This window comes from Roseateles sp. GW821-FHT09H10 (assembly GCF_059415865.1).
Genome location: NZ_JBWKOB010000002.1, coordinates 176,163 through 196,305, shown reverse-complemented (window position 1 = coordinate 196,305; position 20,143 = coordinate 176,163). Strand labels below are relative to the sequence as shown.

The 20,143-nt window shown below is 70.5% G+C and carries 21 protein-coding genes; 13 read left to right on the top strand and 8 right to left on the bottom strand.

Annotated features, from left to right (window positions below; all coding sequences use genetic code 11):
• Position 1: 1 nt before the first annotated feature.
• The 3 genes from AC07OY_RS08730 to AC07OY_RS08720 are packed head-to-tail and all read left to right on the top strand — an operon-like array spanning position 2 to position 3,071.
• Positions 2-1,210, top strand: coding sequence for an ABC transporter permease (locus AC07OY_RS08730; protein ID WP_495042165.1), 1,209 nt, complete (start codon positions 2-4; stop codon positions 1,208-1,210).
• Between the two features lie 45 nt (positions 1,211-1,255).
• Complete coding sequence (locus tag AC07OY_RS08725; protein WP_495042164.1) at positions 1,256-2,158, top strand: c-type cytochrome; 903 nt, start codon at positions 1,256-1,258, stop codon at positions 2,156-2,158.
• Positions 2,159-2,204: 46 nt separating this feature from the next.
• Complete coding sequence (locus tag AC07OY_RS08720; protein ID WP_495042163.1) at positions 2,205-3,071, top strand: alpha/beta hydrolase; 867 nt, start codon at positions 2,205-2,207, stop codon at positions 3,069-3,071.
• Between the two features lie 175 nt (positions 3,072-3,246).
• On the opposite strand, the gene AC07OY_RS08715 is transcribed toward AC07OY_RS08720, so the two are convergent.
• Genes AC07OY_RS08715 through AC07OY_RS08705 form a run of 3 tightly spaced genes read right to left on the bottom strand, consistent with a single transcriptional unit; the run spans position 3,247 to position 5,037 of the window.
• Positions 3,247-4,065, bottom strand: a complete 819-nt coding sequence (locus AC07OY_RS08715; protein ID WP_495042162.1) for a DUF6279 family lipoprotein — start codon at positions 4,063-4,065, stop codon at positions 3,247-3,249.
• 52 nt (positions 4,066-4,117) lie between these two features.
• Positions 4,118-4,585: a BON domain-containing protein gene (locus tag AC07OY_RS08710; RefSeq protein ID WP_495042161.1), complete on the bottom strand. Its 468-nt coding sequence runs from the start codon at positions 4,583-4,585 to the stop codon at positions 4,118-4,120.
• The gene (locus AC07OY_RS08705; RefSeq protein ID WP_495042160.1) at positions 4,582-5,037 is read right to left on the bottom strand and encodes a DUF6265 family protein; all 456 of its coding nucleotides are present in this window, start codon (positions 5,035-5,037) and stop codon (positions 4,582-4,584) included. The genes AC07OY_RS08710 and AC07OY_RS08705 overlap by 4 nt, the downstream gene beginning before the upstream one ends.
• A 65-nt stretch (positions 5,038-5,102) precedes the next feature.
• Here AC07OY_RS08705 and AC07OY_RS08700 point away from each other — a divergent pair, with 65 nt between their 5' ends.
• The 6 genes from AC07OY_RS08700 (at position 5,103) to glcF (ending at position 11,192) form a co-directional block, all read left to right on the top strand.
• Positions 5,103-5,588 (top strand): retropepsin-like aspartic protease family protein, encoded by a 486-nt coding sequence (locus tag AC07OY_RS08700; RefSeq protein ID WP_495042159.1) that lies wholly within the window; start codon positions 5,103-5,105, stop codon positions 5,586-5,588.
• Entirely contained in the window at positions 5,585-6,493 is a 909-nt protein-coding gene (locus tag AC07OY_RS08695) for a TraB/GumN family protein (RefSeq protein WP_495042158.1), read from the top strand. Before AC07OY_RS08700 ends, AC07OY_RS08695 begins: the two co-directional genes overlap by 4 nt.
• Positions 6,494-6,520: 27 nt before the next feature.
• The gene (locus tag AC07OY_RS08690; protein WP_495042157.1) at positions 6,521-7,318 is read left to right on the top strand and encodes a PhaM family polyhydroxyalkanoate granule multifunctional regulatory protein; all 798 of its coding nucleotides are present in this window, start codon (positions 6,521-6,523) and stop codon (positions 7,316-7,318) included.
• Positions 7,319-7,384: 66 nt separating this feature from the next.
• Positions 7,385-8,875, top strand: a complete 1,491-nt coding sequence (locus tag AC07OY_RS08685) for an FAD-linked oxidase C-terminal domain-containing protein (protein ID WP_495042156.1) — start codon at positions 7,385-7,387, stop codon at positions 8,873-8,875.
• Positions 8,872-9,942, top strand: a complete 1,071-nt coding sequence (glcE, locus tag AC07OY_RS08680) for a glycolate oxidase subunit GlcE (protein WP_495042155.1) — start codon at positions 8,872-8,874, stop codon at positions 9,940-9,942. The genes AC07OY_RS08685 and glcE overlap by 4 nt, the downstream gene beginning before the upstream one ends.
• A 2-nt stretch (positions 9,943-9,944) precedes the next feature.
• Positions 9,945-11,192, top strand: coding sequence for a glycolate oxidase subunit GlcF (gene glcF / locus AC07OY_RS08675; protein ID WP_495042154.1), 1,248 nt, complete (start codon positions 9,945-9,947; stop codon positions 11,190-11,192).
• A gap of 152 nt (positions 11,193-11,344) precedes the next feature.
• On the opposite strand, the gene AC07OY_RS08670 is transcribed toward glcF, so the two are convergent.
• On the bottom strand, positions 11,345-11,629 hold the full coding sequence (locus AC07OY_RS08670; RefSeq protein WP_495042153.1) for a hypothetical protein: 285 nt from the start codon (positions 11,627-11,629) through the stop codon (positions 11,345-11,347).
• A gap of 137 nt (positions 11,630-11,766) precedes the next feature.
• On the opposite strand from AC07OY_RS08670, the gene AC07OY_RS08665 reads away from it, so the two are divergent.
• Entirely contained in the window at positions 11,767-12,429 is a 663-nt protein-coding gene (locus tag AC07OY_RS08665; RefSeq protein ID WP_495042152.1) for a response regulator, read from the top strand.
• A gap of 79 nt (positions 12,430-12,508) precedes the next feature.
• Here the strand turns inward: AC07OY_RS08665 and AC07OY_RS08660 are convergent, their stop codons facing one another.
• Together AC07OY_RS08660 and metK are read right to left on the bottom strand one after the other, a co-directional pair.
• A complete protein-coding gene (locus tag AC07OY_RS08660; protein WP_495042151.1) occupies positions 12,509-14,044 on the bottom strand; it encodes a methyl-accepting chemotaxis protein in 1,536 nt (511 codons plus the stop codon).
• Positions 14,045-14,265: 221 nt separating this feature from the next.
• A complete protein-coding gene (metK, locus tag AC07OY_RS08655) occupies positions 14,266-15,447 on the bottom strand; it encodes a methionine adenosyltransferase (RefSeq protein ID WP_495042150.1) in 1,182 nt (393 codons plus the stop codon).
• A 129-nt stretch (positions 15,448-15,576) separates the two neighbouring features.
• Here metK and AC07OY_RS08650 point away from each other — a divergent pair, with 129 nt between their 5' ends.
• Positions 15,577-16,452 (top strand): lysophospholipid acyltransferase family protein, encoded by an 876-nt coding sequence (locus tag AC07OY_RS08650; RefSeq protein ID WP_495042149.1) that lies wholly within the window; start codon positions 15,577-15,579, stop codon positions 16,450-16,452.
• On the opposite strand, the gene AC07OY_RS08645 is transcribed toward AC07OY_RS08650, so the two are convergent.
• The gene (locus AC07OY_RS08645) at positions 16,436-17,695 is read right to left on the bottom strand and encodes an ATP-binding protein (protein WP_495042148.1); all 1,260 of its coding nucleotides are present in this window, start codon (positions 17,693-17,695) and stop codon (positions 16,436-16,438) included. The two genes, AC07OY_RS08650 and AC07OY_RS08645, sit on opposite strands and share 17 nt — an antisense overlap.
• A complete protein-coding gene (locus tag AC07OY_RS08640) occupies positions 17,692-18,429 on the bottom strand; it encodes a response regulator (RefSeq protein WP_495042147.1) in 738 nt (245 codons plus the stop codon). Before AC07OY_RS08640 ends, AC07OY_RS08645 begins: the two co-directional genes overlap by 4 nt.
• A 147-nt stretch (positions 18,430-18,576) precedes the next feature.
• Here AC07OY_RS08640 and AC07OY_RS08635 point away from each other — a divergent pair, with 147 nt between their 5' ends.
• Entirely contained in the window at positions 18,577-19,017 is a 441-nt protein-coding gene (locus tag AC07OY_RS08635; protein ID WP_495042146.1) for a DUF2147 domain-containing protein, read from the top strand.
• Positions 19,014-20,141, top strand: coding sequence for a cytochrome c biogenesis protein/redoxin (locus tag AC07OY_RS08630; RefSeq protein WP_495042145.1), 1,128 nt, complete (start codon positions 19,014-19,016; stop codon positions 20,139-20,141). Before AC07OY_RS08635 ends, AC07OY_RS08630 begins: the two co-directional genes overlap by 4 nt.
• Positions 20,142-20,143: the final 2 nt, after the last annotated feature.

The window sequence follows — 20,143 nt, the reverse complement described above, 5'->3', positions numbered from 1 at the left end:
GATGCCCATTCTGTCCACGCTGCGTCGCCACAGGATCGCCGCCGGCCTCATCGTGCTGGAGGTGGCCCTGTCCTGCGGCATCGTCACCAATGCCCTGCACCTGATCCAGACCCGCGTTCAGGCGCTGAATGCCGACAGCGGCATGGCCGAGGCCGAGATCGCCGTGCTGACGCTGCGCGGCGCCAAGCCCCAGCTGCCCGAGCGCACCGCCGGCATCGTGGCCGAGGACCTGGCCCGCGTGCGCGCCGTGCCCGGCATCAAGGCGGCCACGGTGGCCAACCAGATCGCCTACGGCAACAACAGCAACAACAGCGGCGTCTCGCTGGAGCCCGACAACAAGGGCCTGCGCGTCAGCGCGGCCCAGTACTCGTCCGACGAGCAGATGATCCCGACCTTCGGGCTCAAGATCATCGAGGGCCGCAACTTCTCGGCCGACGAGATCCTGGACGGCTTCCAGACCTTCACCGTCGCCGAGCCCAAGATCCCGCAGCTCATCATCAACAAGGTCCTGGCCGAGAGGCTCTTCCCCGGCCAGCCGGCCGTCGGCAAGCAGGTCTACATCTTCGGCCGCGCGCCATCGACCATCATCGGCGTCGTCGAGACGCTCACCCACACCCAGCTGCACCGTGCGCGCAGCGATGGCCGCGGCGCCGCCATGATCCTGCCGCTGCGCGGCGGCGGCTCCTACGTCATCCGCGCCGAGCCGGGCAAGCTGGACGCCCAGATCAAGGCCGTGACGGCCGTGCTGGAAGAGGGTGACAAGGGCCGCGTCGTCACCCAGGCGCGCTCGCTGACCGAGATGCGCGCGGCCTTCTATGCCCAGGACCGCGCCATGGCCTGGCTGATGGGCGGCGTCTGCGTGGCCCTGCTGCTCGTCACCGCCATGGGCATCGTCGGCCTGGCCAGTTTCTGGGTGCAGCAGCGCACCCGCATGATCGGCACGCGCCGCGCCCTGGGCGCCACCGAAGGCCAGATCCTGCGCTATTTCCAGCTCGAGAACCTGCTGCTGACGACCACCGGCATCCTCATCGGCCTGGGCGGCGCCTGGGGCCTGAGCCAGCTGCTGATGCAGAGCTACGAGCTGCCGCGCCTGCCCTGGCTTTACCTGCCCGCGGGTGCGCTGACCTTGTGGGGCCTGGGCCAGCTGGCCGTCTGGGTGCCGGCGCGCCGGGCCGCGCGTTTGTCCGCAGTGGCGGCGCTGCGTTCCTGAGGCCATAGTCCTGCGCGCGGTGAGGGCCGCGCGGAGGGCAAAAAAATGGGCAAGCTGTTGAAGTGGGCCGGCGGCATCGTCGGCCTCCTCCTGATCATCGTCGCCGCGATCGCCGCCACCGGCTGGTGGCAGGCCGGCCGCAAGCTGGAACGCCGCGTCGACGTCAAGGTCGCGGCGCTCACCCTGCCCACGGAGGCGGCGGACATCGAGCGCGGCCGCTATCTCTTCAACTCGCGCGGCTGCGCCGAATGCCATGGCGCCAACGGCGCCGGCCACAAGGTCATCGACGGCGGCGGCATGCTGGTCGTCGCGCCCAACCTGACGGCGGGCGCGGGCAGCCCGACGGCGGCCTACCGCACCGAGGACTGGGTGCGCGCCATCCGCCATGGCCTGAAGACCGATGGCCGGCCGCTGATGGTCATGCCCAGCGAGGACTACAACCGCTTCACCGACGCCGACCTCGGCGCCCTGATCGCCTACGCCAAGCAGCTGCCCGGCGTCGGCGGCGAGGCGGCCGTCATCCAGTTGCCGCCGCCGGTGCGCGTGCTCTATGGCCTGGGCCTGATCCAGGACGCCGCGGCCAAGATCGACCACACGCTGGCGCCGCCCGCGCCGGTGCCGGAAGGCCCGACGGTGGCGCATGGCCGCTATGTGGCCCAGATGTGCATAGGCTGTCATGGCACGGGCTATGGCGGCGGCAAGATCCCCGGCGGCCCGCCGGACTGGCCGGCCGCGGCCAATCTGACGCCCGGCGCCGGCAGCGCGATGGCGCCGCGCTATGCCAGCGTGGATGCCTTCGTCGCCATGATGCGCAGCGGCAAGCGCCCCGATGGCGCCGCCATCGCCGTCATGCCCTTCCAGTCGCTGGCGCAGATGAACGATATCGACCTGCGCGGCCTGCACGCCTATCTGCTGACGCTGCCGGCGCGCGATTTCGGCAGCCGCTGACTCCTGGCACCCCCCAGGGCTTTGCCGGGGCTGGCACCATGGGCGGGTGAATCGCAAAGCACCCAAACTACCGTTGGGCCGCCTGGCCGGCATCGCACTGCTGGTGGCGGTGGCCCTGGGCCTGCAGGCCGGCTGCGCGTCCCTGGACGAGCGCCAGCGCGACTGGATCTTCCAGCCCGGTGACCGCACCTGGGCCGGCGGCCTCGCGGCGGCCCAGGGCATGGAAGACGTCTGGATCGACTTCCAGCCACCCGCCGCCGATGCCAGCCCCGTGCGCCTGCACGGGCTGTGGCTGCCCCAGGCCGACCCGGCGGCACCGGTGCTGCTGTATCTGCATGGCGCCCGCTACGACGTGCGCGGCAGCGCCCCGCGCATGCGCCGCATGCACGAGCTGGGCTTTGCCGTGCTCGGTGTCGACTACCGCGGCTTCGGCCGCAGCTCGGCCGGCCTGCCCTCCGAAGCCATGGCCGCCGAGGACGTGCGCGCGGCCTGGGACTGGCTGGCCCGGCACCACCCCGACCGGCGCCGCTTCATCTTCGGCCATTCCCTGGGCGGCGCCATCGCCGTCAACCTGGCCAGCGAGGTCGGCGACGAAGCCGGCCTCATCGTCGAGGGCAGCTTCACGTCCATCCCCGACGTCGTCTCCACCTTCCGCTGGGGCTGGCTGCCGGTGTCGCCGCTGATCACCCAGCGCTTCGACGCGGCCTCGCGGGTCGACAAGGTGGGCTCGCCGCTGCTGGTGGTGCATGGCAGCCGCGACAGCCTCATCCCGTCTCGCCTCGGCCAGGCCCTGTACGAGCGTGCCCAGGGTCCCAAGCGCTTCGTCCTCGTCGAGGGCGGCACGCATCACAACGCCAATGCCGTCGGCCGCGCCCAGGTGCGCGAAGCCTTGACTGAACTGTTTGGACTCTGAACGCGCCGGGGGTGCTCGTCGCGGCCGTAGGGCTCCACCTCGGGCCGAGCGCCGGGCCGCCCCTAGCCGGCCCGTCCGGCGATGTGCTTGCGGCTCGAGGCCGCAAGCATCGCCGTCCCCTCGGGGGACCGGCCAGACTCGCCCGCGTGCAGCGGGGTGAGGCTGGACGAGGGGCTCATTGCAAGCTTCGCAGTTCGTTCGTCCAGTCGGCCCAATGCTTGCGCACGGCGGCGCGCTGCTCGGCGTCCAGGCCGTTGAGCAGCTTCAGCAGGCTGGCGACCACCTGCTCGCGGTAGGGCATCTCGGCGGGCTGGGTCTGCGAATCCTGCATCAGCAGGGCCGTGCCGGCGGCCAGTTCCTGGCGCGACCAGGCGCGCAGGGCCTGCACCAGGCGAGCCTGGCGCTGCACGCGGGCCTGGGCCATCACGGGCAGGTCGAAATGCCAGCCGCGTGCGTCGGCGCCGGCCTGCTTGCGGGTCGGGCGGTCCAGGTCGCCCAGCCAGCGCTCCAGGTTGCTGGTGTAGCGCTTGGCGCGTTCGTCCGGGCTGCGGCCGTCGGTGTGCTTGTCGCGCCACTCGGCGGTCTTCTCGTCCATCTTCTTCTGCAGATGCTGCCATTGCTCGGGCCTGAGGCCGGCCAGCACCGGCACGGCCAGCGGCGCGGCATGCTGGAGGCAGCGCTCGGCGCTGGCCCGCGCGCCACGCTCCAGGGCCAGCAGCTCATCCTGGGTGACGCCGTCGTCCAGGGCCGCATGGGCCTGGCGCAGCAGGGCAATCCACTGCGGCAGCTCCTCGCGGCGGTGCCAGGCCTGCCAGGCCTGCAGCTGCGTCTTCAGCTGGGCGCGCTGGGCGCTGTCCAGGTCGAGGTAGTTGTCGGCCCACAGCCCCGCCAGCAGCGGCAGCTGCCTGTAGGCCAGCGTCACGCTGGAGCAACCGATCAGGCCGATCAGCGTGGACAGGGCAAGCAGGGTGGCAAGTCGCTTCAGCAGTCGCATGCGGGCATGGTGGCAAGGGCGGTGGACGTTGTCACGCCTGGGGTCTTGCGGGTCAATTCATGCGCCGGTAGGGCAGGGCGCCGCCGCGGCCGACCCGCACCAGGGCCAGGGCTTGCTGCACGTCCGGCAATCCGCGTGCCAGGGCCTCCAGCGCGGCCGCCTGGGCCGCCGTCTCGACGCAGCCTTCCAGGTAGACGACACGACCCTGCACGGTCAGCCACAGGCTGCTGGGATGCAGGGCGGCGGCGCCGGGCAGCCGCTCGCGCAGGCTTTGCGCGATGCCGGCGTCATAGCGGAAGGCATTGGGCTCGCGGCATTCGCCCTTGAGCCAGCAGGTGGTGCCGCGCTCGGCTCGTGCATGGGCCTGCACGCGGGCCTCGGCGGCTGTGAGACGTGGGCCGCGCGGCTCGGGGCAGTCGGCGATGTCGGCGGAGACCGTTTCGAAGGGATCGTTGAAGCGGTTCAGCACCGCGTCGTCGGCGGCGCCAGTGAGCAGCAGGGCCAGCAGCAGCGTACTCACGGACAGGCCGCGCGCTGCATGGCGAAGTCGATGCCGCGCTCCTTGCCCTTCATGGTGCCCTCGATGCGCGCCAGCAGGCGGTCGGCGGCTTCGCGGCGGTAGAGCACGCGCTGCGGGAAATCGTGGCCGGGGTTCTCGAACACGGCTTCGGCATCGCCCTGGCGCAGCAGCTTGAACTCGGTGGGCGGCCGGCCCTGGGGCTGGGCGATGAAGCTGAGCTTGCCGTCCGCGTCGGCACTGATGCGCATGTATTCGAACTCGACGACGCGGCCGTTCTTCAGCGTGCGCGCCATGCCCAGCATGACGCCGCCGGCCGGCGCCATCCACTGCTCGACCGAGCCGGCCTCGCGGCCCGTCTGCGTCCAGCAGCCGGCCAGCCACTCGACGGGGGCGAAGGGATTGGCCTGGGCCGAGGTGCAGGCCATCAGCAGGAGGGCAGGTAACAGCTTCATGCCTTTGATTCTGGGCGGCACGGTTATCGTTGGCGCCCTAGATAACCCTTGCCCCGGTCCATCGCGTGTCCCAGTCGGATCTGCCCCACACCCTGAAGCTGATGACGGTCTGGCTGCTCGTCGGCCTGCTGATCTTCCTCGGCTTCAAATACTGGGAACACCATCGCGAGTCGCGCCGCTTCCAGCTGGCCGGCGAGGTCATCGTGCTGACGCGCAGCGGCGACGGCCATTTCCACTGGCCCGGCCGCGTCGGCGGCGTCGCGGTGGACTTCCTCGTCGACACCGGCGCCACGTCCACGGCCCTGCCGCAGTCGCTGGCCGAGCGCGCCGGGCTGAAGCCCCTGGGCACCGTGCAGGCCCAGACGGCCGGTGGCGCCACGCGCGGCTTCGTCGCGCGCGCCGACATCGCGCTGGAAGGCGGCGTGCGCGCCGACCGTCTGCCCGTCACGGTGCTGCCCGACCTCAGCGCGCCCCTGCTCGGCATGGACGTGCTGGGCCGCCTGCACTTCAGCCAGAAACCCGGCGAACTCCGCATCACGCCCCAGCCATGATTCGTGCCCTCCTGCTCGCGCTGTTCGTCGGCAGCGCCCACGCCGCCTGCCCGCCTGCGCCGTCCCTGCCCACCGCCGACCAGGCCGCCACCTGGGCCGCCAAGGCGCCCGATCGCGGCGTGCTGTGGCGCATCAGCCATGGCGGCCACAGCAGCTACCTCTACGGCAGCCTGCATATCGGCAAGGCCGATTGGGCCTACCCCGGCCCGGCCCTGCGCGCGGCCTGGGAACAGACCGAGGTGCTGGCCGTCGAGCTCGATCCCGCCGACGTCGGCGCCGTGCTGGCCGCCATGCCCAAGGCCGCGCCCCTGCCCGCGCCCCTGGCCCGGCGCCTGGACGCCCAGGCCGGTGCCGCCTGCCTGCCGTCGGGCGCCCTGAGCACCTTGCCGACCATGCTGCAGCTCAGCATGCTGACGCTGATGGAGGCCCGCCGCGACGGCTTCGATGCCGGATTCGGCCAGGACGTCATGCTGCTGGCGCGGGCCAGGAGCGAGGGCCGGCCCGTGCAGTCGCTGGAAAGCGTCGAGGAGCAGCTGCAGGCCCTGGCGCCGGAGGCCGCGGAGCTGCCGGCCCTCGTCGACGGCACGCTGCGCCAGCTGCAGAAGGGCCAGATGCGCGAGCCGCTGCGGCGGCTGGCGGCGGCGTGGTCGCGCGGCGACCTGGCGACGCTGGGCAGCTACCCCCGCTGGTGCGGCTGTGCCGCCACGCCGGCCGAGAGCGCCTGGCTCAAGCGCGTCAACGACGACCGCAACGGCCCGCTGGCCGCCCGCATCGCGGCCTTGCACGGCGCCGGCCAGCGCCTGCTGGTGGCCGTGGGCGCCCTGCACATGAGCGGACCCCAGGCCCTGCCCCGGCTGTTGGCCGACCAGGGTTTTACCGTCGAGCCGCTGCTGCCCGCGAAGTAGCATCACCCTGATCGCCAAGGAGACAACATGACCGACAACAGCTTCACCAAGTTCGTGCCCGGTTTCGAATTCCTGCAAGGCCTCGTCAAGAACGCGGGCTCGGCCCTGCCTGGCATCGGCCAGTGGGTGGCGCCTACCCTCAACCCCGAGGAGCTGTCCAAGCGCATCGAGGAGCTGCGCACCGTGCAGTTCTGGCTGGAGCAGAACGCGCGCATGCTGGCCGCCACCATCCAGGCCCTGGAGGTGCAGCGCATGACGCTGTCGACGCTGAAGTCCATGAACGTGCCGCTGGCCGACCTGCGCGACAGCCTCAAGCTGCCCACCGGTGGCGACGGCGCCTCCTGGCCGGCCATCCCGCCCGAGATCCTGGCGGCCGCGGCGCCGGTGGCCCAGGCCGCGGCCAAGACGGCCGTCAGCACCGCAGCCAAGGCGGCGACCAAGACGGCCGAGGTGGCCGCCAAGACCGCCGAGAAGTCGGCGAAGGCCGCCAAGGCCGTGGCCGACAACCCCGCGGCCGTCGTCGACCCGACGCAGTGGTGGACGGCCCTGAGCCAGCAATTCACCCAGCTGGCCACCTCGGCCATGAAGGACACCGCCACCGACGCGGCCAAGAACCTGGCGGGCAGCCTCGTCAAGCAGAGCTTCGACGCCGCCAGCGAGACCCTGAAACGCGCGGCCAGCGTGCCGGGTTCGGTGGTGGGCAGCGTCGCCAAGGGCTTTGCGACGGGCGCCCCGCCCAAGCCGGCAGCCCGGACTGCCGCCAGGGCCACGGCCAAGGCAGCGGCCAAGACACCCGCCAAGACGGCGCGACGCCGCAGCCCTTGATTTGGCGCCGCGCGCTGCGCCGCCGCGACTGGCGGACGGCGGCCGGCGGCTAAAGTCGCCCGCACCATGAACGCCCCCGTGGACCTCGCCGCCCGCCGCGCCGCCCTTCTTTCGCCACTCCTTGCGGCCGTGGCGCCACTGCTGCCCGCCCATGCCCTGCTGCACCAGGCCGAGCAGACCACGCCCTATGAATGCGACGGCCTGACCGCCTACCGCCAGCGCCCGCTGGCCGTGGCCCTGCCGGAGACCGAGGCCCAGGTGGCCGCCGTGCTCAAGGCTTGCCACCGCCTGGGTGTGCCCGTCGTCGCGCGCGGCGCCGGCACGGGCCTGAGTGGCGGCGCGATGCCGCACGAAGCCGGCCTGACGCTGGCCCTGGCCAAGTTCAACAAGATCTTGTCCGTCGACCCGCTGGCCCGCACGGCCCGCGTGCAATGCGGCGTGCGCAACCTCGCCATCAGCGAGGCCGCCGCGGCCCACGGCCTGTACTACGCGCCGGATCCCAGCAGCCAGATCGCCTGCAGCATCGGTGGCAACATCGCCGAGAACAGCGGCGGCGTGCACTGCCTCAAGTACGGCCTGACGCTGCACAACGTCTTGCGCCTGCGCGGCTTCACGGCCGAGGGCGAGGCTGTCGAGTTCGGCAGCGAGGCCCTGGACGCGCCGGGCCTGGACCTGCTGGCCCTGGTGATTGGCAGCGAGGGCATGCTGGCCGTCATCACCGAGGTCACCGTCAAGCTGGTGCCCAAGCCCCAGCTGGCGCGCTGCATCATGGCCAGCTTCGACGATGTGAGAAAGGCCGGCGATGCGGTGGCGGCCATCATCGCCGCGGGCATCATCCCGGCCGGCCTGGAGATGATGGACAAGCCCATGACGGCCGCCGTCGAGGACTTCGTGCATGCCGGCTACGACCTCGAGGCCGAGGCCATCTTGCTGTGCGAGAGTGACGGCACGCCCGAGGAGGTGGCCGAGGAGGTCGCCCGCATGGAAGCCGTGCTGCAGGCCAGCGGCGCGACGCGCTGCCAGGTCAGCGCCGATGAGGCCCAGCGCCTGAAGTTCTGGAGCGGCCGCAAGAACGCCTTCCCGGCGTCCGGCCGCATCAGTCCCGACTACATGTGCATGGATTCCACCATCCCGCGCAAGCACCTCGCCACCATCCTGCTCGACATCCAGCAAATGGAGAAGAAGTACGGCCTGCGCTGCGCCAACGTCTTCCATGCCGGCGACGGCAATCTGCATCCGTTGATCCTGTTCGACGCCAACGACCCCGACCAGCTGCACCGCTGCGAGCAGTTCGGCGCCGAGATCCTGGAGCGCAGCGTGGCCCTGGGCGGCACGGTGACGGGCGAGCATGGCGTCGGCGTCGAGAAGCTGAATTCCATGTGCGTGCAGTTCAGTGCCGAGGAGCGCGAGCAGATGCTGGCCTTGAAGGCGGCCTTCGACCCGGCCGGCACGCTGAACCCGGGCAAGCAGATCCCGTCCTTGAGCCGCTGCGCCGAATACGGCCGCATGCATGTGAAGCGCGGCCTGCTGGCATTCCCGGAACTGGAGCGGTTTTGAACTTCGACGATCTGCAGCAGCGCCTGCGCGATGCCCGCACGCCGCTGCGCTTCACCGGCCACGGCAGCAAGGACTTCTACGGCGGCCCGCTGCAGGGCGAGCCGCTGTCCACGCTGGCGCTGAACGGCGTGACGGCCTATGAGCCGAGCGAACTCTTCATCAGCGTGCTGGCCGGCACGCCGGTGTTCGACGTCGAGGCCCTGCTGGCCCGGCATCAGCAGCGCTTTGCCTTCGAGCCGCCACGCTTCGGCGGCAAGGGCAGCGTCGGCGGCATGGTCGCGGCCGGGCTGTCCGGCCCCGCTCGCGCGTCGCTCGGCTCGGTGCGCGACCACCTGCTGGGCGCCGTGATGATCAACGGCAAAGGCGAGCTGCTGAGCTTTGGCGGCACGGTCATGAAGAACGTCGCCGGCTTCGACGTCAGCCGCGCGCTGGCCGGATCGATGGGCCAGCTCGGCCTCATCACCGAGGCCACGTTGAAGGTGATGCCCCTGCCGGCCGCCGTGATGACGCTGCGCTTCGAGTTCGAGCAGGCGCCGGCGCTGATGGCCATGAACCGCTGGGGCGGCGAGCCCCTGCCCATCGAGGCCAGCGCCTGGTGGGATGGCGCGCTGCTGGTGCGGCTGGCGGGTGCGCATGCCGCCGTCGAGGCCGCGGCGCGCAAGCTGGGCGGCGACGTGATCCCGCCCGAGCTGGCCGGCGCCTTCTGGCTGGGCCTGCGCGACCAGAGCGACGAGTTCTTCATCGGCGCCGAGCGCGCCGTGGCCGGTGGCGCGCGCATGTGGCGGCTGAGCCTGCCCAGCACCACGCCCGAGCTCAAGCTGCATGGCGAGCAGCTCATCGACTGGGGCGGCGCCCAGCGCTGGGTCGTCACGCCGATGGAGCCCGCGGCCATGCGCGAGGCCGCTGCCAAGGTGGGCGGGCACGCCACGCTGTTCCGTGCCCAGGACAAGAGCGTGGGCGCGTTTGCACCGCTGAGTACACCGCTGGCGGCCATCCACAAGCGGTTGAAGGCGTCGTTCGATCCGCACGGCGTGTTCAACCCGGGCCGGCTCTATTCCGATCTCTGAGCATGCAGACCACACTAGCCCCCGAATTCGCCGGCACCCCCGAGGGCACGGAGGCCGAGGCCATCCTGCGCCGTTGCGTGCACTGCGGCTTCTGCACGGCCACCTGCCCGACCTACCAGCTGCTGGGCGACGAGCTCGATGGCCCGCGCGGCCGCATCTACCTGATCAAGCAGGTGCTGGAAGGCGCCGAGCCGACGCGTGAGACCCAGCTGCACCTGGACCGCTGCCTGACCTGCCGCAACTGCGAGACCACCTGTCCCTCGGGCGTCGAGTACGGCCATCTGGTCGACATCGGCCGACGCATCGTCGATGCCAAGGTCGAGCGCCCCAGCGGCGAGAAGCGCGTGCGCTGGCTGCTGAAGGAAGGGCTGACCTCGCCGCTGTTCAAGCCGGCCATGAAGCTGGGGCAGATGTTCCGGCCCTTCGTGCCGGCGTCGCTGAAGGACAAGGTGCCAGCCAAGCCACCCGCGACGGCGCATGACTGGCCGACGCGCCAGCTCAACCGCAAGGTGGCCCTGCTGCTGGGCTGCGTGCAGCCGGCCATGGCGCCCAATATCAACAGCGCGACGGCGCGCGTGCTGGACGCCGCCGGCATCCAGACCGTGGTGGCCGACAGTGCCGGCTGCTGCGGCGCCATCCGCGAGCATCTGGGCGACCACGAGGCCGCGCTGGACGACATGCGCCGCAACATCGACGCCTGGTGGCCCCTGGTCGCCGGCATGGGCGAGCGCGTCGAGGCCCTGGTGATGAATGCCTCGGGCTGCGGGGTGACGGTCAAGGAGTACGCGCACGCCCTGGCCCACGACCCTGCCTATGCCGACAAGGCCAAGCGCATCAGCGAAGTGACCAAGGACCTCAGCGAGCTGTTGCCCGAGCTGGTGCCGACGCTGAAGTCACGGCTCAAGGCCAAGCCCGGCTCGCTGGCCTGGCACCCGCCCTGCACGCTGCAGCATGGCCAGAAGCTCAAGGGCGGTGTGGAAGGGGCGATGCGCGAGCTGGGTTTCCGCATCGATTGCGCACCCCATGACAGCCATCTCTGCTGCGGCTCGGCCGGCACCTATTCGGTGCTGCAGCCGGAGTTGTCCATGCAATTGCGCGACCGCAAGCTCGCGGCACTCGCGCCCCTGCAGGCCGAGCAGATCGTGTCGGCCAATGTTGGCTGCATCCAGCATCTGCAGAGCGGCACCACCCAGCCGGTCAGGCATTGGGTGGAGGTGCTGGATGATGCTTTGAGGGGTGTGAGCGGGTAGCGGGGTCAGCCAATGACAGGCTGTCGACCCAAAGAGGACGATCGCCCCCGCGCACAACGCCTGGAAGCCGGCATCACCGGCCGGCATGCAAGGCTGCAGGCGCAGGCCGCCAAGCGACCCAATGCGCGGGGCTCTGAGCGCCTCCCGGGGGCTCAACCAGCTCGACGAACTTCGCGCTCCAAGGTCTCGTTGACCTGTTCCAGCTTTTCGGCGGACTCGCTGAGGCGTTCCTCGACCTTCTTCGTCTCGGCAACCGCCCGCTTGACGTCGCCGTCGCTCGAACCTTTGGCGAGCTTGGTGTCAAGGACCGCGTGCACGACAGCCAGATCGTCAGCGGCGCGCGCGACTTCCTCGGTCGCTTCCTTGTTCTTGGTCAGTGCCTCGTCGAGCGGCGACGCATCCCGCTTTTCCTGCGAATCAGACAACTCGTTAGACATGGCCTCTCCTGGAGCAGCTTTCCCGCTTGGCGTGGTGCATCCGCCCTCTTGGGGGACGGGCGGCGCGTCGTCCTACATTATGGACACAGCACGCCCTGTATAAATGATCTTGCGCACTCGGCGCCGGCTGGACGAACATGCCTATCGCGACCATCTTGATCGAAGATAGTGCTGCCATCCGGTCAAGCCTGATTCCGGCCTTGGAGGAGTTTGCCGACGTCGAAGTCATCGCCACCGCCGAGACCGCGGATCAAGGCATCGCGGCGCTGAAGGCGCATGCGGACCAGTGGCGACTCGCGATCGTGGACATGTTGCTGAAAGCGGGCAACGGCCTGCAGGTTCTGCGCGCCGCAAGAGAGCGCCGCAGCGATCAGTACGTGATCGTCCTGACCAATTACGCCACGCCGGACATTCGCCGGAAATCGGTCGAATGCGGCGCCGACGCAGTGTTCGACAAGTCAACCGAGATCGACCAGTTTCTGGAACTGTGCAGGCAATACTCGACCGACCAGAGCCGTCAAGCTGCCATGGCGCCAAGCGCCCTGCCGCCTGGCGAAAGCGACGCGGGAGATCCGGCCCGGGAAACGATCGGTGTCGAAGAGCTCATGGAGCGTGTCGAGATTGACCGGGTCCTGACCGAGGCCGTGAGCGAACTCGTGGAGAAGAACGCAGCGGCCGTTCGTGATCATCTCGAGCGGCACGGTCTGGCCTCGAATGTGCCCGCGACCAACGAGCCAAAGTCTGATCGCGAGAATGGCGCGAGTGGCTCGACGCCAGAGAACATGCCCAAGGGCGAATGATGGATGGCGCGCAGCCGCGCAGCGGCGCCGTCGCGCCAACAGGCTGCCAGGCGCGCCGAGCGGTCGAGCCGTCTCCGTTCTAGACGCGGAACGTCGACACCAGCTTCACCAACTCGTCCGCCTGATGCTTCAGGCTCTCCGCCGCCGCCGCGCTTTCCTCCACGAGCGCGGCGTTCTGCTGCGTCGCCTGGTCCATCTGCGTGATGGCCTGGCCGACCTGGCTGACGCCGGTGCTCTGCTCGCGGCTGGCCGAGCTGATCTCGCGAACGATCTGGGCGACGCGGCCGATCGCGGAGACGACCTGCTCCATGGTCTGGCCCGCCTTGTTCACCAGCACGGCCCCCTGTTCGACGCGCTCGACGCTGTCGCCGATCAGGCCCTTGATCTCCTTGGCCGCGTCGGCGCTGCGCTGGGCCAGCATGCGCACCTCGCTGGCGACAACCGCGAAGCCGCGGCCCTGCTCGCCAGCCCGCGCGGCCTCGACGGCCGCGTTCAAGGCCAGGATATTGGTCTGGAAGGCGATGGCGTCGATGGTGCCGATGATGTCGGCGATCTTGCGCGAGCTCTCCTCGATGCCCTTCATGCGTTGCACGGCCTCGCCGACGACCTCGCCGCCCTGGCGCGCCACGTTGCTGGCGTCATGCGCGAGCTGGTCGGCTTCGCCGGCGTTGTCGGCATTCAGCCTGACGGTGGCCGACAGCTCCTCCATCGACGCCGCCGTCTGCTGGATGGCGCTGGCCTGCTGCTCGGTGCGGGCCGACAGGTCGTTGCTGCCGTGGGAGATCTCGGTACTGGCGGTGGCCACGCCATTGGCGTTCTCGCGCACCGAGCCGACGAGATGGCGCAGGGCCTGCTGCATCTGGCCCAGCGCCTGGGTCAGCTGCGCGGTCTCGTCGCTGCCGGTGCTGCGGATGTCGCGCGACAGGTCGCCGCGGCCGACCTCCTCGGCCTCCTGGATGGCTTCGCGCAGCGGGCCAACGACGGAGCGCGTGATCAGCCAGGCCGCCGCGATGCCCAGGCTCAGGCAGGCGAGGGCGATGACGAGCATGATCATCTGCGTGTGCCGCGCTTCCTCCAACACCGACTGGGTCTCGATGCGCACGCGCTCGCCCTGGAAGTCGGCCATGCGGCTGATGGCGGCCACATAGGCCTCGGAGGCCGGCCGCATCTTGCCTTCCAGCGTCTGCAGGGCGCCTTCAGCCTCGCCGGCCTTGAGCTGGGCGAAGACCTGGTTGCGGATGTCGACATAGGCCTTGCGGGCCGCGGCGATCTCGGTGAGCAGGGCCTTGCCGCGCTCGGTGTCGACGACCTTGGTCAGGCCCTCCTGCAGCTTGGTGATCTTGGCGCTGGTCGTCTTGATGGCGGGCGAGAAGAACTCGGCCACCGGCCCGGTGCCACCGGCCCGCGCGACGGCGTCGGTGCGCGTGACATTGAGCTGGGTCTGGGTGCGCCAGTCCTGCGCCATGTCCTGGCGCTTCTGCAGCTCCACCAGCAGGTCGATGTGCGGGCCGACCGAGCCGATCTGCCGGTAGCTCAGGCCCAGCGCGATGGCCAGCAGCAGCAAGACGAGGCCAAAGCCCAGGCCCAAACGGGTTCCGATTCGCAAGGACTGCATCTGCATCACCGCCTCCAGGTTGATGGAGCGACGGGCGCGACGAGCGCGCACCCTGTCGGTGCGCCGACTCTAACCGTCTGAGCGAGGGAGGGGCAGAAAGAAAAACACCGCCTGGAGGGGCGGTGTTACATGCGCGCGGCACGGTCTTCTGGTCTCCGCTCACATCGACAAGCGATATGAGCTTCGCCCACGCACCGAACCGCGCTGGCGCGCGGCGGCCTTTACAGGCCGGCCGCAGCCCGCAAGGCAGCGGCTTTATCGGTGTGTTCCCAAGTGAACTCCGGCTCTTCGCGGCCGAAGTGGCCGTAAGCCGCCGTCTTGGAATAGATCGGACGCAGCAAATCGAGCATCTGGATGATGCCCTTGGGACGCAGGTCGAAGTGTTCGTTGACCAGCTTGGCGATCTGGTCGTCGGGGATGACGCCGGTGCCTTCGGTGTAGACCGTCACGTTCATCGGACGGGCCACGCCGATGGCGTAGGCGACCTGGATCTGGCACTGGCGGGCCAGGCCGGCGGCGACGATGTTCTTGGCGACGTAGCGGGCGGCATAGGCGGCCGAGCGGTCGACCTTGGACGGGTCCTTGCCCGAGAAGGCGCCGCCACCGTGCGGGCAGGCGCCGCCATAGGTGTCGACGATGATCTTGCGGCCGGTCAGGCCGCAGTCACCCTGCGGGCCGCCGACGACGAAGCGGCCGGTCGGGTTGATCAGGTACTTGGTGTCGGCCGTGATCCAGTCCTTGGGCAGCACCGGCTTGATCAGCTCTTCACGGATGGCTTCGTAGAACTCGTCCGTCATGCGGTCGCCGAGCGAGTACTCGGGGGCATGCTGGGTGGACAGCACGACGGTGTCGATGCTGTGGGGCTTGCCGTCCACATAGCGCATCGTGACCTGGCTCTTGGCGTCCGGGCGCAGGAAGGGCAGGCGGCCGTCCTTGCGCAGCTGGGCCTGGCGCTCCACGAGGCGGTGGGCATAGTAGATCGGCGCGGGCATCAGCTCGGGCGTCTCGTCGCAGGCATAGCCGAACATCAGGCCCTGGTCGCCGGCACCGATGTTGAGGTGGTCGTCGGAGGCGTGGTCGACGCCCTGGGCGATGTCGTTGGACTGCTTGTCGTAGGCGACGAGCACGGCGCAACCCTTGTAGTCGATGCCGTACTCGGTGTTGTCGTAGCCGATGCGCTTGATGGTGTCGCGGGCGACCTGGATGTAGTCGACGTGGGCGTTGGTCGTGATTTCGCCGGCGAGGACCACCAGGCCGGTGTTGCACAGCGTCTCGGCGGCCACGCGGCTGCGCGGGTCCTGCTCGAAGATCGCGTCCAGGATGGCGTCCGAGATCTGGTCGGCGACCTTGTCGGGGTGGCCTTCAGAGACAGATTCAGACGTGAAGAGGAAATCGTTCGCCACTTTTAAACTCCGGTTGCATGTAGACGGCGTCGCCGTTGCTCCAGAAGGGTGCGGCGAACGCTTTAGCGGGATTTATGGATCGCCCCGCAAGTAGTTCAGTAACTCGGCGATTTGCGGATTATAAGAAACATGGGCTTGGTCTTTCGCTTGTTATCCCGGTTCCCCCTGGCGCTTTTGCACGCTTTGGGGGCAGGCATGGGCTGGATCGTCTACCTGGCGTCCGGCGTCTACCGGCGTCGTTTCCAGGCCAATGTGGCCCAGGCGGGCGTGGCGTGGGCCGATGCGCGGCCGGCGATCGCGGCCGCCGGGCGCATGGCCGCGGAGCTGCCGTGGCTGTGGGTCGGCACCAAGGGAAAGCCGCTGGGCGACAAGCTGAGCTGGGACGGCGGCGAGCTGATCGCGGCCGCTCTTGAACAGAAGCGCGGCCTGGTCATGCTGACGCCGCACATGGGCTGTTTCGAGATCTGCGCCCAGGCCATTGCCGAGCGCTTCACGACGCCCGAAGCCCCCATCACCGTGCTCTACCGCCCAGCCCGCCAAGCGGCCCTGCGCGACGTGATGGCCGGCTCTCGCGAGCGACCGGGCCTGGCCACGGCGCCGGCGTCGCTGGCCGGCGTGCGCCAGATGATCCGGGCCCTGCGCAAGGGCGAGGTCATCGGCCTGCTGCCCGACCAGGTGCCACCCGACGGCCTGGGCGTCTGGGCGCCCTTCTTCGGCAAGCCGGCCTACACGATGACGCTGGCAGCCCGCCTGGTGCAGCAGACCGGCGCGGTCCTGCTGCTGATCTGGGGTGAGCGCTTGGCCGGCGGTGAAGGCTTTGTCGTGCATGTGTTGCCGGCGCCCGCGATCGCCAAGGATGCGCCGGCTGAAGCGGCCGCCACGATGATCAACGCCGCCATGGAAAGCGTGATCCGCCGCGCGCCGGGGCAGTACATGTGGGGCTACCACCGCTACAAGCAGCCGCGCGGGCTGGACATCGGCGCGGCTCCTACGTCGGAAGGCTGAGCCAGGCTTCCAGGCCGCCGCCTTCGCGGGCCTTCAGTTCCAGCGTTCCACCCAAGGCCTGAGTCAGCCTTTGCGCGATGGCCAGGCCCAGGCCGGTGCCGCCGCTGTCGCGGTTGCGCGAGGTTTCCAGCCGCACAAAGGGCTGCAGTGCCGCTTGCACTTGATCGGCCGGGATGCCCGGGCCGCGATCCAACACGGCGATGTGCAGCAGGCCCTGGCCCGGGGTGACGACAACCTCCGCCGCACCGGCGAACTTGACCGCGTTGTCGACGAGATTGCCGATGACACGTCGCAGCGCGCGCGGCCGCGTCGTCAGCGGGGCGAGGGACGAGGGCACTTGCAGACTGAGCTGCTGGCCGGCGTCCTGGCCGTCGCACACCAGGCCGTCCAGCAGCGCTAGCACGTCCACCGACTGCGGCGCCTCCTCGGCCGCATGGGCGCTGGCCGCGTAGTGCAGTCCCTCGGCGACCAGGCCCTGCATGGCGTCGACGTCGGCCAGCAGCTTGTCGCGCGCCTCGCCGGGCGGCAGCAGTTCGCTGCGCAGGCGCAGCCGGGTCAGCGGCGTCTGCAGGTCGTGGGTGACGGCGGCGAGGATCTGCGAGCGCTCTCGCAGGTGGTCGCCGATGCGGGCCTGCATGGTGTTGAAGGCGCGGGCGGCGGAGGCCACTTCGCGCGGGCCGGTTTCGGCCAGCGGCGCGGCCGCCGGGTCCTGGCCCAGGCGCTCGGCGGCATCGGCCAGGCGGCGCAACGGGCGGATGGCCAGGCGCACGGCCGCTGCGCCGCACAGGGCCAGCACGGCGATCTGGGCGGCCAGCAAGGCCAGCGTCGCCGCCGAAGGCCTGAGCGAGGGCGGCTGGGCGCGCAGGGTCAGGGGAGTGCCATCGGCCAGCTTCAGCGCGAAGACCAGCTCGCCATCGGGCCGTGCGCCGGACGCTATGAGGGGCGTGGGGGCCATCGCCCGGGCCAGGGCTGCGGCCGTCTCAGAGGGCTGCAGGTCACCGGGTGCGGCGCCGAGTTCATAGCGGTAGTTGGGCCTTGCCAGCCGCTCCAGCCAGGCCGCGCGCTCGGCCTCGGGCAGGCGTTCCAGCAGGGCGACGGCGGTCGCCACGTCGCGGCCGAGATAGGCGCTCATCATGCGGCCCATGGTCTCGCCGCGCTCGGCCAGCCAGGCGAGGCTGGCCAGGCCGTAAGCGAGCAGCAGGCCTGCGAACAGCAGCCCGGCGATGCGACCCGCCAGGCTCATGGGTCCAGCGCCTCGACCGCCGCGCAGAACACATAGCCCTCGTTGCGCACCGTCTTGACGAGGCGGGCCTCCTTGGCGTCGTCGCGCAGGCGGCGGCGCAGGCGGCTCACCAGCAGGTCGATGGAGCGGTCGAAGGGATCGGCATCGCGTCCTTGCGTGAGGTTGAGCAACTGGTCGCGGCTGAGGATGCGCTGGGGGTGATCCAGCAGCGTGCGCAGCAGCCGGTATTCGCCGCCGGTCAGCGGCACCAGGGTGCCGGCCGGGTCCAGCAGGTGGCGGGCCATCGTGTCCAGCACCCAGTCGTTGAAGGCCAGACGCCTGGCCTGACGCGCGGGCGTGAGGCGCGGCGGCAGCTGGCGGGTGCGGCGCAGCACGGCGCGGATGCGGGCCAGCAGCTCGCGGGTCGCGAAGGGCTTGGCCAGGTAGTCGTCGGCGCCCATCTCCAGGCCGAGCACGCGGTCGGCTTCGTCGCCGCGTGCCGTCAGCATCAGCACGGGCAGGGGGTCGACCTCGCGGGCGCGCAGGTCGCGGCACAGGCTCAGGCCGTCCTCGCCGGGCAGCATCAGGTCGAGCACGACGAGGTCGATGGCCTCGGCCGCCAGCACGGCGCGCATCTCGCGGCCTTGCGTCGCCGTGCTGATGCGGTAGCCGGCGGCACGCAGATAGCCGGCCAGCAGGGCCAGCAACTGGCGGTCGTCGTCGACAAGCAGCAGATGGTCGGGGCGGGACTCCATGGCGGCCACGATAGCGGACGAGGCCCATCGGTTTGTATCGCTCTTTGTCTCGATGGCCGCCGCGTGTCCTGCGGCGACACATCGACATCGCCCCGATACCGCCGCCGCCTGCAATGGCGCCTCCTTCCACTCGAACGAGGTGATCCCATGCGAACTGCCCTGCTCCTCCTTGCGCTCGCGGCCGGCGCCGCCCAGGCCGACCCGCGCGGCCTGTGGCTGACGGCCAGCGGCAATCTCGAGGTGCGCATCGCGCCCTGCGGCGCCGCCCTGTGCGGCAAGGTGGCCCGCGTCATTGCCAACCAGTCCATGAGCCGGCCCGGCGAGGCCATGGCGGCCGACGCCCAGGCGGCGCAGGAGGGCATGGACATCCTCAGCGATTTCCTGCCCTCCGAGCGCGAGACCCGGCCCGACGGCAGCAGCGCCGTCACCGAATGGCGCGGCCGCATCTTCAACCGCGAGAACGGCAAGACCTATGACGCGCTGATGTCCGTCGGCCCGGCCGGCGAGCTGAAGCTGCGCGCCTATGTCGGCCTGCCGCTGTTCGGCAAGACCCAGGCCTGGCAGCGCGTGCCGGGGAGCGCACCGTGAGCGCCGTGTTGCCCTTGGCGGCGGCTTTCGGCGCCGGCTTGGCGACCGTCGCCAGCCCCTGCGTGCTGCCGCTGCTGCCGGCCCTGCTGGGCAGCGGCCTCGCGCCTGCCGACCGCTGGCGGCCCCTGCTGATCGTGGCCGGCTTCATCGCGTCCTTCAGCGCGCTGGCCCTGGCCTTTGGTGCTTCGGCCAGCGTGCTGGGCCTGTCGGCGGGTGCGCTGCGCGATGGGGCGGCCCTGCTGCTGCTGGGCTTTGGGCTGTTGCTGGTCTGGCCGGCGGGCTGGGAGCGCCTGTCGCGCCCGCTGGGCCGTGTGGCCGACTGGGCCCAGCGCTTTGGCCATGGTGGCGGGCGTCTGGGCGCCCTGGCCCTGGGCGCCAGCCTGGGCGCCTTGTGGACGCCCTGCGCCGGCCCGGCCCTGGCCAGCATCCTGGCCCTGGTGGCCAGCGCTGGGGATTCTCAGCAGGCGGCTGCGCTTCTGGTCGCCTATGCCGCCGGTGCCGGTGGCCCGATGCTGGCCCTGGCCTACGGCGGCCAGCGCATCGCTGTCGCCCTGCGCGCCTGGTCGGGACGGCTGCGCCGGGGACTGGGCGTGCTTGTCATGGCGATGGCGGGTGCCAGCCTGGCCAATGTCAGCTCGGCCTGGGTGGCGGCGCTGACGGGCCCGGCCGAGTCCTCGCAAGGCCAGGTGGTGGGCAAGGCGGCGCCCGAATTGACCGGTGCCGGCCCCTGGATCAACAGCCAGCCGCTGCAAATGCAGGCGCTGCGCGGCAAGGTCGTGCTGGTGGACTTCTGGACCTGGGACTGCGTCAACTGCCTGCGCAGCGTGCCCGTCATCGAGCGCCTGCACCAGCGCTTCGCGGACCGCGGCCTGGTCGTCATCGGCGTGCACACGCCCGAGTTCGCCCACGAGCGGCCGCTGGCCAGCGTGCAGGCGGCCGTGCGGCGCCTGGGCCTGCACTATCCGGTGGTCCAGGACAACGAATACCGCGTCTGGAAGGCCTTCGAGAACCGCTATTGGCCGGCCGCCTGGCTCATCGATCGCGAGGGGCGTGTCGTTTATCGCCACGAAGGGGAAGGGGGCGAGGCGGAACTTGCGGCGGCCATAGAGGAGGCCTTGCGATAATC

What these genes read in the sequence shown, in the direction of transcription:
- AC07OY_RS08730 (WP_495042165.1), top strand. Translation starts at nt 2, where the DNA reads ATGCCCATTCTGTCCACGCTGCGTCGCCACAGGATCGCCGCCGGCCTC.
- AC07OY_RS08725 (WP_495042164.1), top strand. Translation starts at nt 1,256, where the DNA reads ATGGGCAAGCTGTTGAAGTGGGCCGGCGGCATCGTCGGCCTCCTCCTG.
- AC07OY_RS08715 (WP_495042162.1), bottom strand. Translation starts at nt 4,065, where the DNA reads ATGCGACTGCTGAAGCGACTTGCCACCCTGCTTGCCCTGTCCACGCTG.
- AC07OY_RS08705 (WP_495042160.1), bottom strand. Translation starts at nt 5,037, where the DNA reads ATGAAGCTGTTACCTGCCCTCCTGCTGATGGCCTGCACCTCGGCCCAG.
- AC07OY_RS08695 (WP_495042158.1), top strand. Translation starts at nt 5,585, where the DNA reads ATGATTCGTGCCCTCCTGCTCGCGCTGTTCGTCGGCAGCGCCCACGCC.
- AC07OY_RS08690 (WP_495042157.1), top strand. Translation starts at nt 6,521, where the DNA reads ATGACCGACAACAGCTTCACCAAGTTCGTGCCCGGTTTCGAATTCCTG.
- AC07OY_RS08685 (WP_495042156.1), top strand. Translation starts at nt 7,385, where the DNA reads ATGAACGCCCCCGTGGACCTCGCCGCCCGCCGCGCCGCCCTTCTTTCG.
- glcF (WP_495042154.1), top strand. Translation starts at nt 9,945, where the DNA reads ATGCAGACCACACTAGCCCCCGAATTCGCCGGCACCCCCGAGGGCACG.
- AC07OY_RS08670 (WP_495042153.1), bottom strand. Translation starts at nt 11,629, where the DNA reads ATGTCTAACGAGTTGTCTGATTCGCAGGAAAAGCGGGATGCGTCGCCG.
- AC07OY_RS08665 (WP_495042152.1), top strand. Translation starts at nt 11,767, where the DNA reads ATGCCTATCGCGACCATCTTGATCGAAGATAGTGCTGCCATCCGGTCA.
- AC07OY_RS08660 (WP_495042151.1), bottom strand. Translation starts at nt 14,044, where the DNA reads ATGCAGTCCTTGCGAATCGGAACCCGTTTGGGCCTGGGCTTTGGCCTC.
- AC07OY_RS08650 (WP_495042149.1), top strand. Translation starts at nt 15,577, where the DNA reads ATGGGCTTGGTCTTTCGCTTGTTATCCCGGTTCCCCCTGGCGCTTTTG.
- AC07OY_RS08645 (WP_495042148.1), bottom strand. Translation starts at nt 17,695, where the DNA reads ATGAGCCTGGCGGGTCGCATCGCCGGGCTGCTGTTCGCAGGCCTGCTG.
- AC07OY_RS08640 (WP_495042147.1), bottom strand. Translation starts at nt 18,429, where the DNA reads ATGGAGTCCCGCCCCGACCATCTGCTGCTTGTCGACGACGACCGCCAG.
- AC07OY_RS08635 (WP_495042146.1), top strand. Translation starts at nt 18,577, where the DNA reads ATGCGAACTGCCCTGCTCCTCCTTGCGCTCGCGGCCGGCGCCGCCCAG.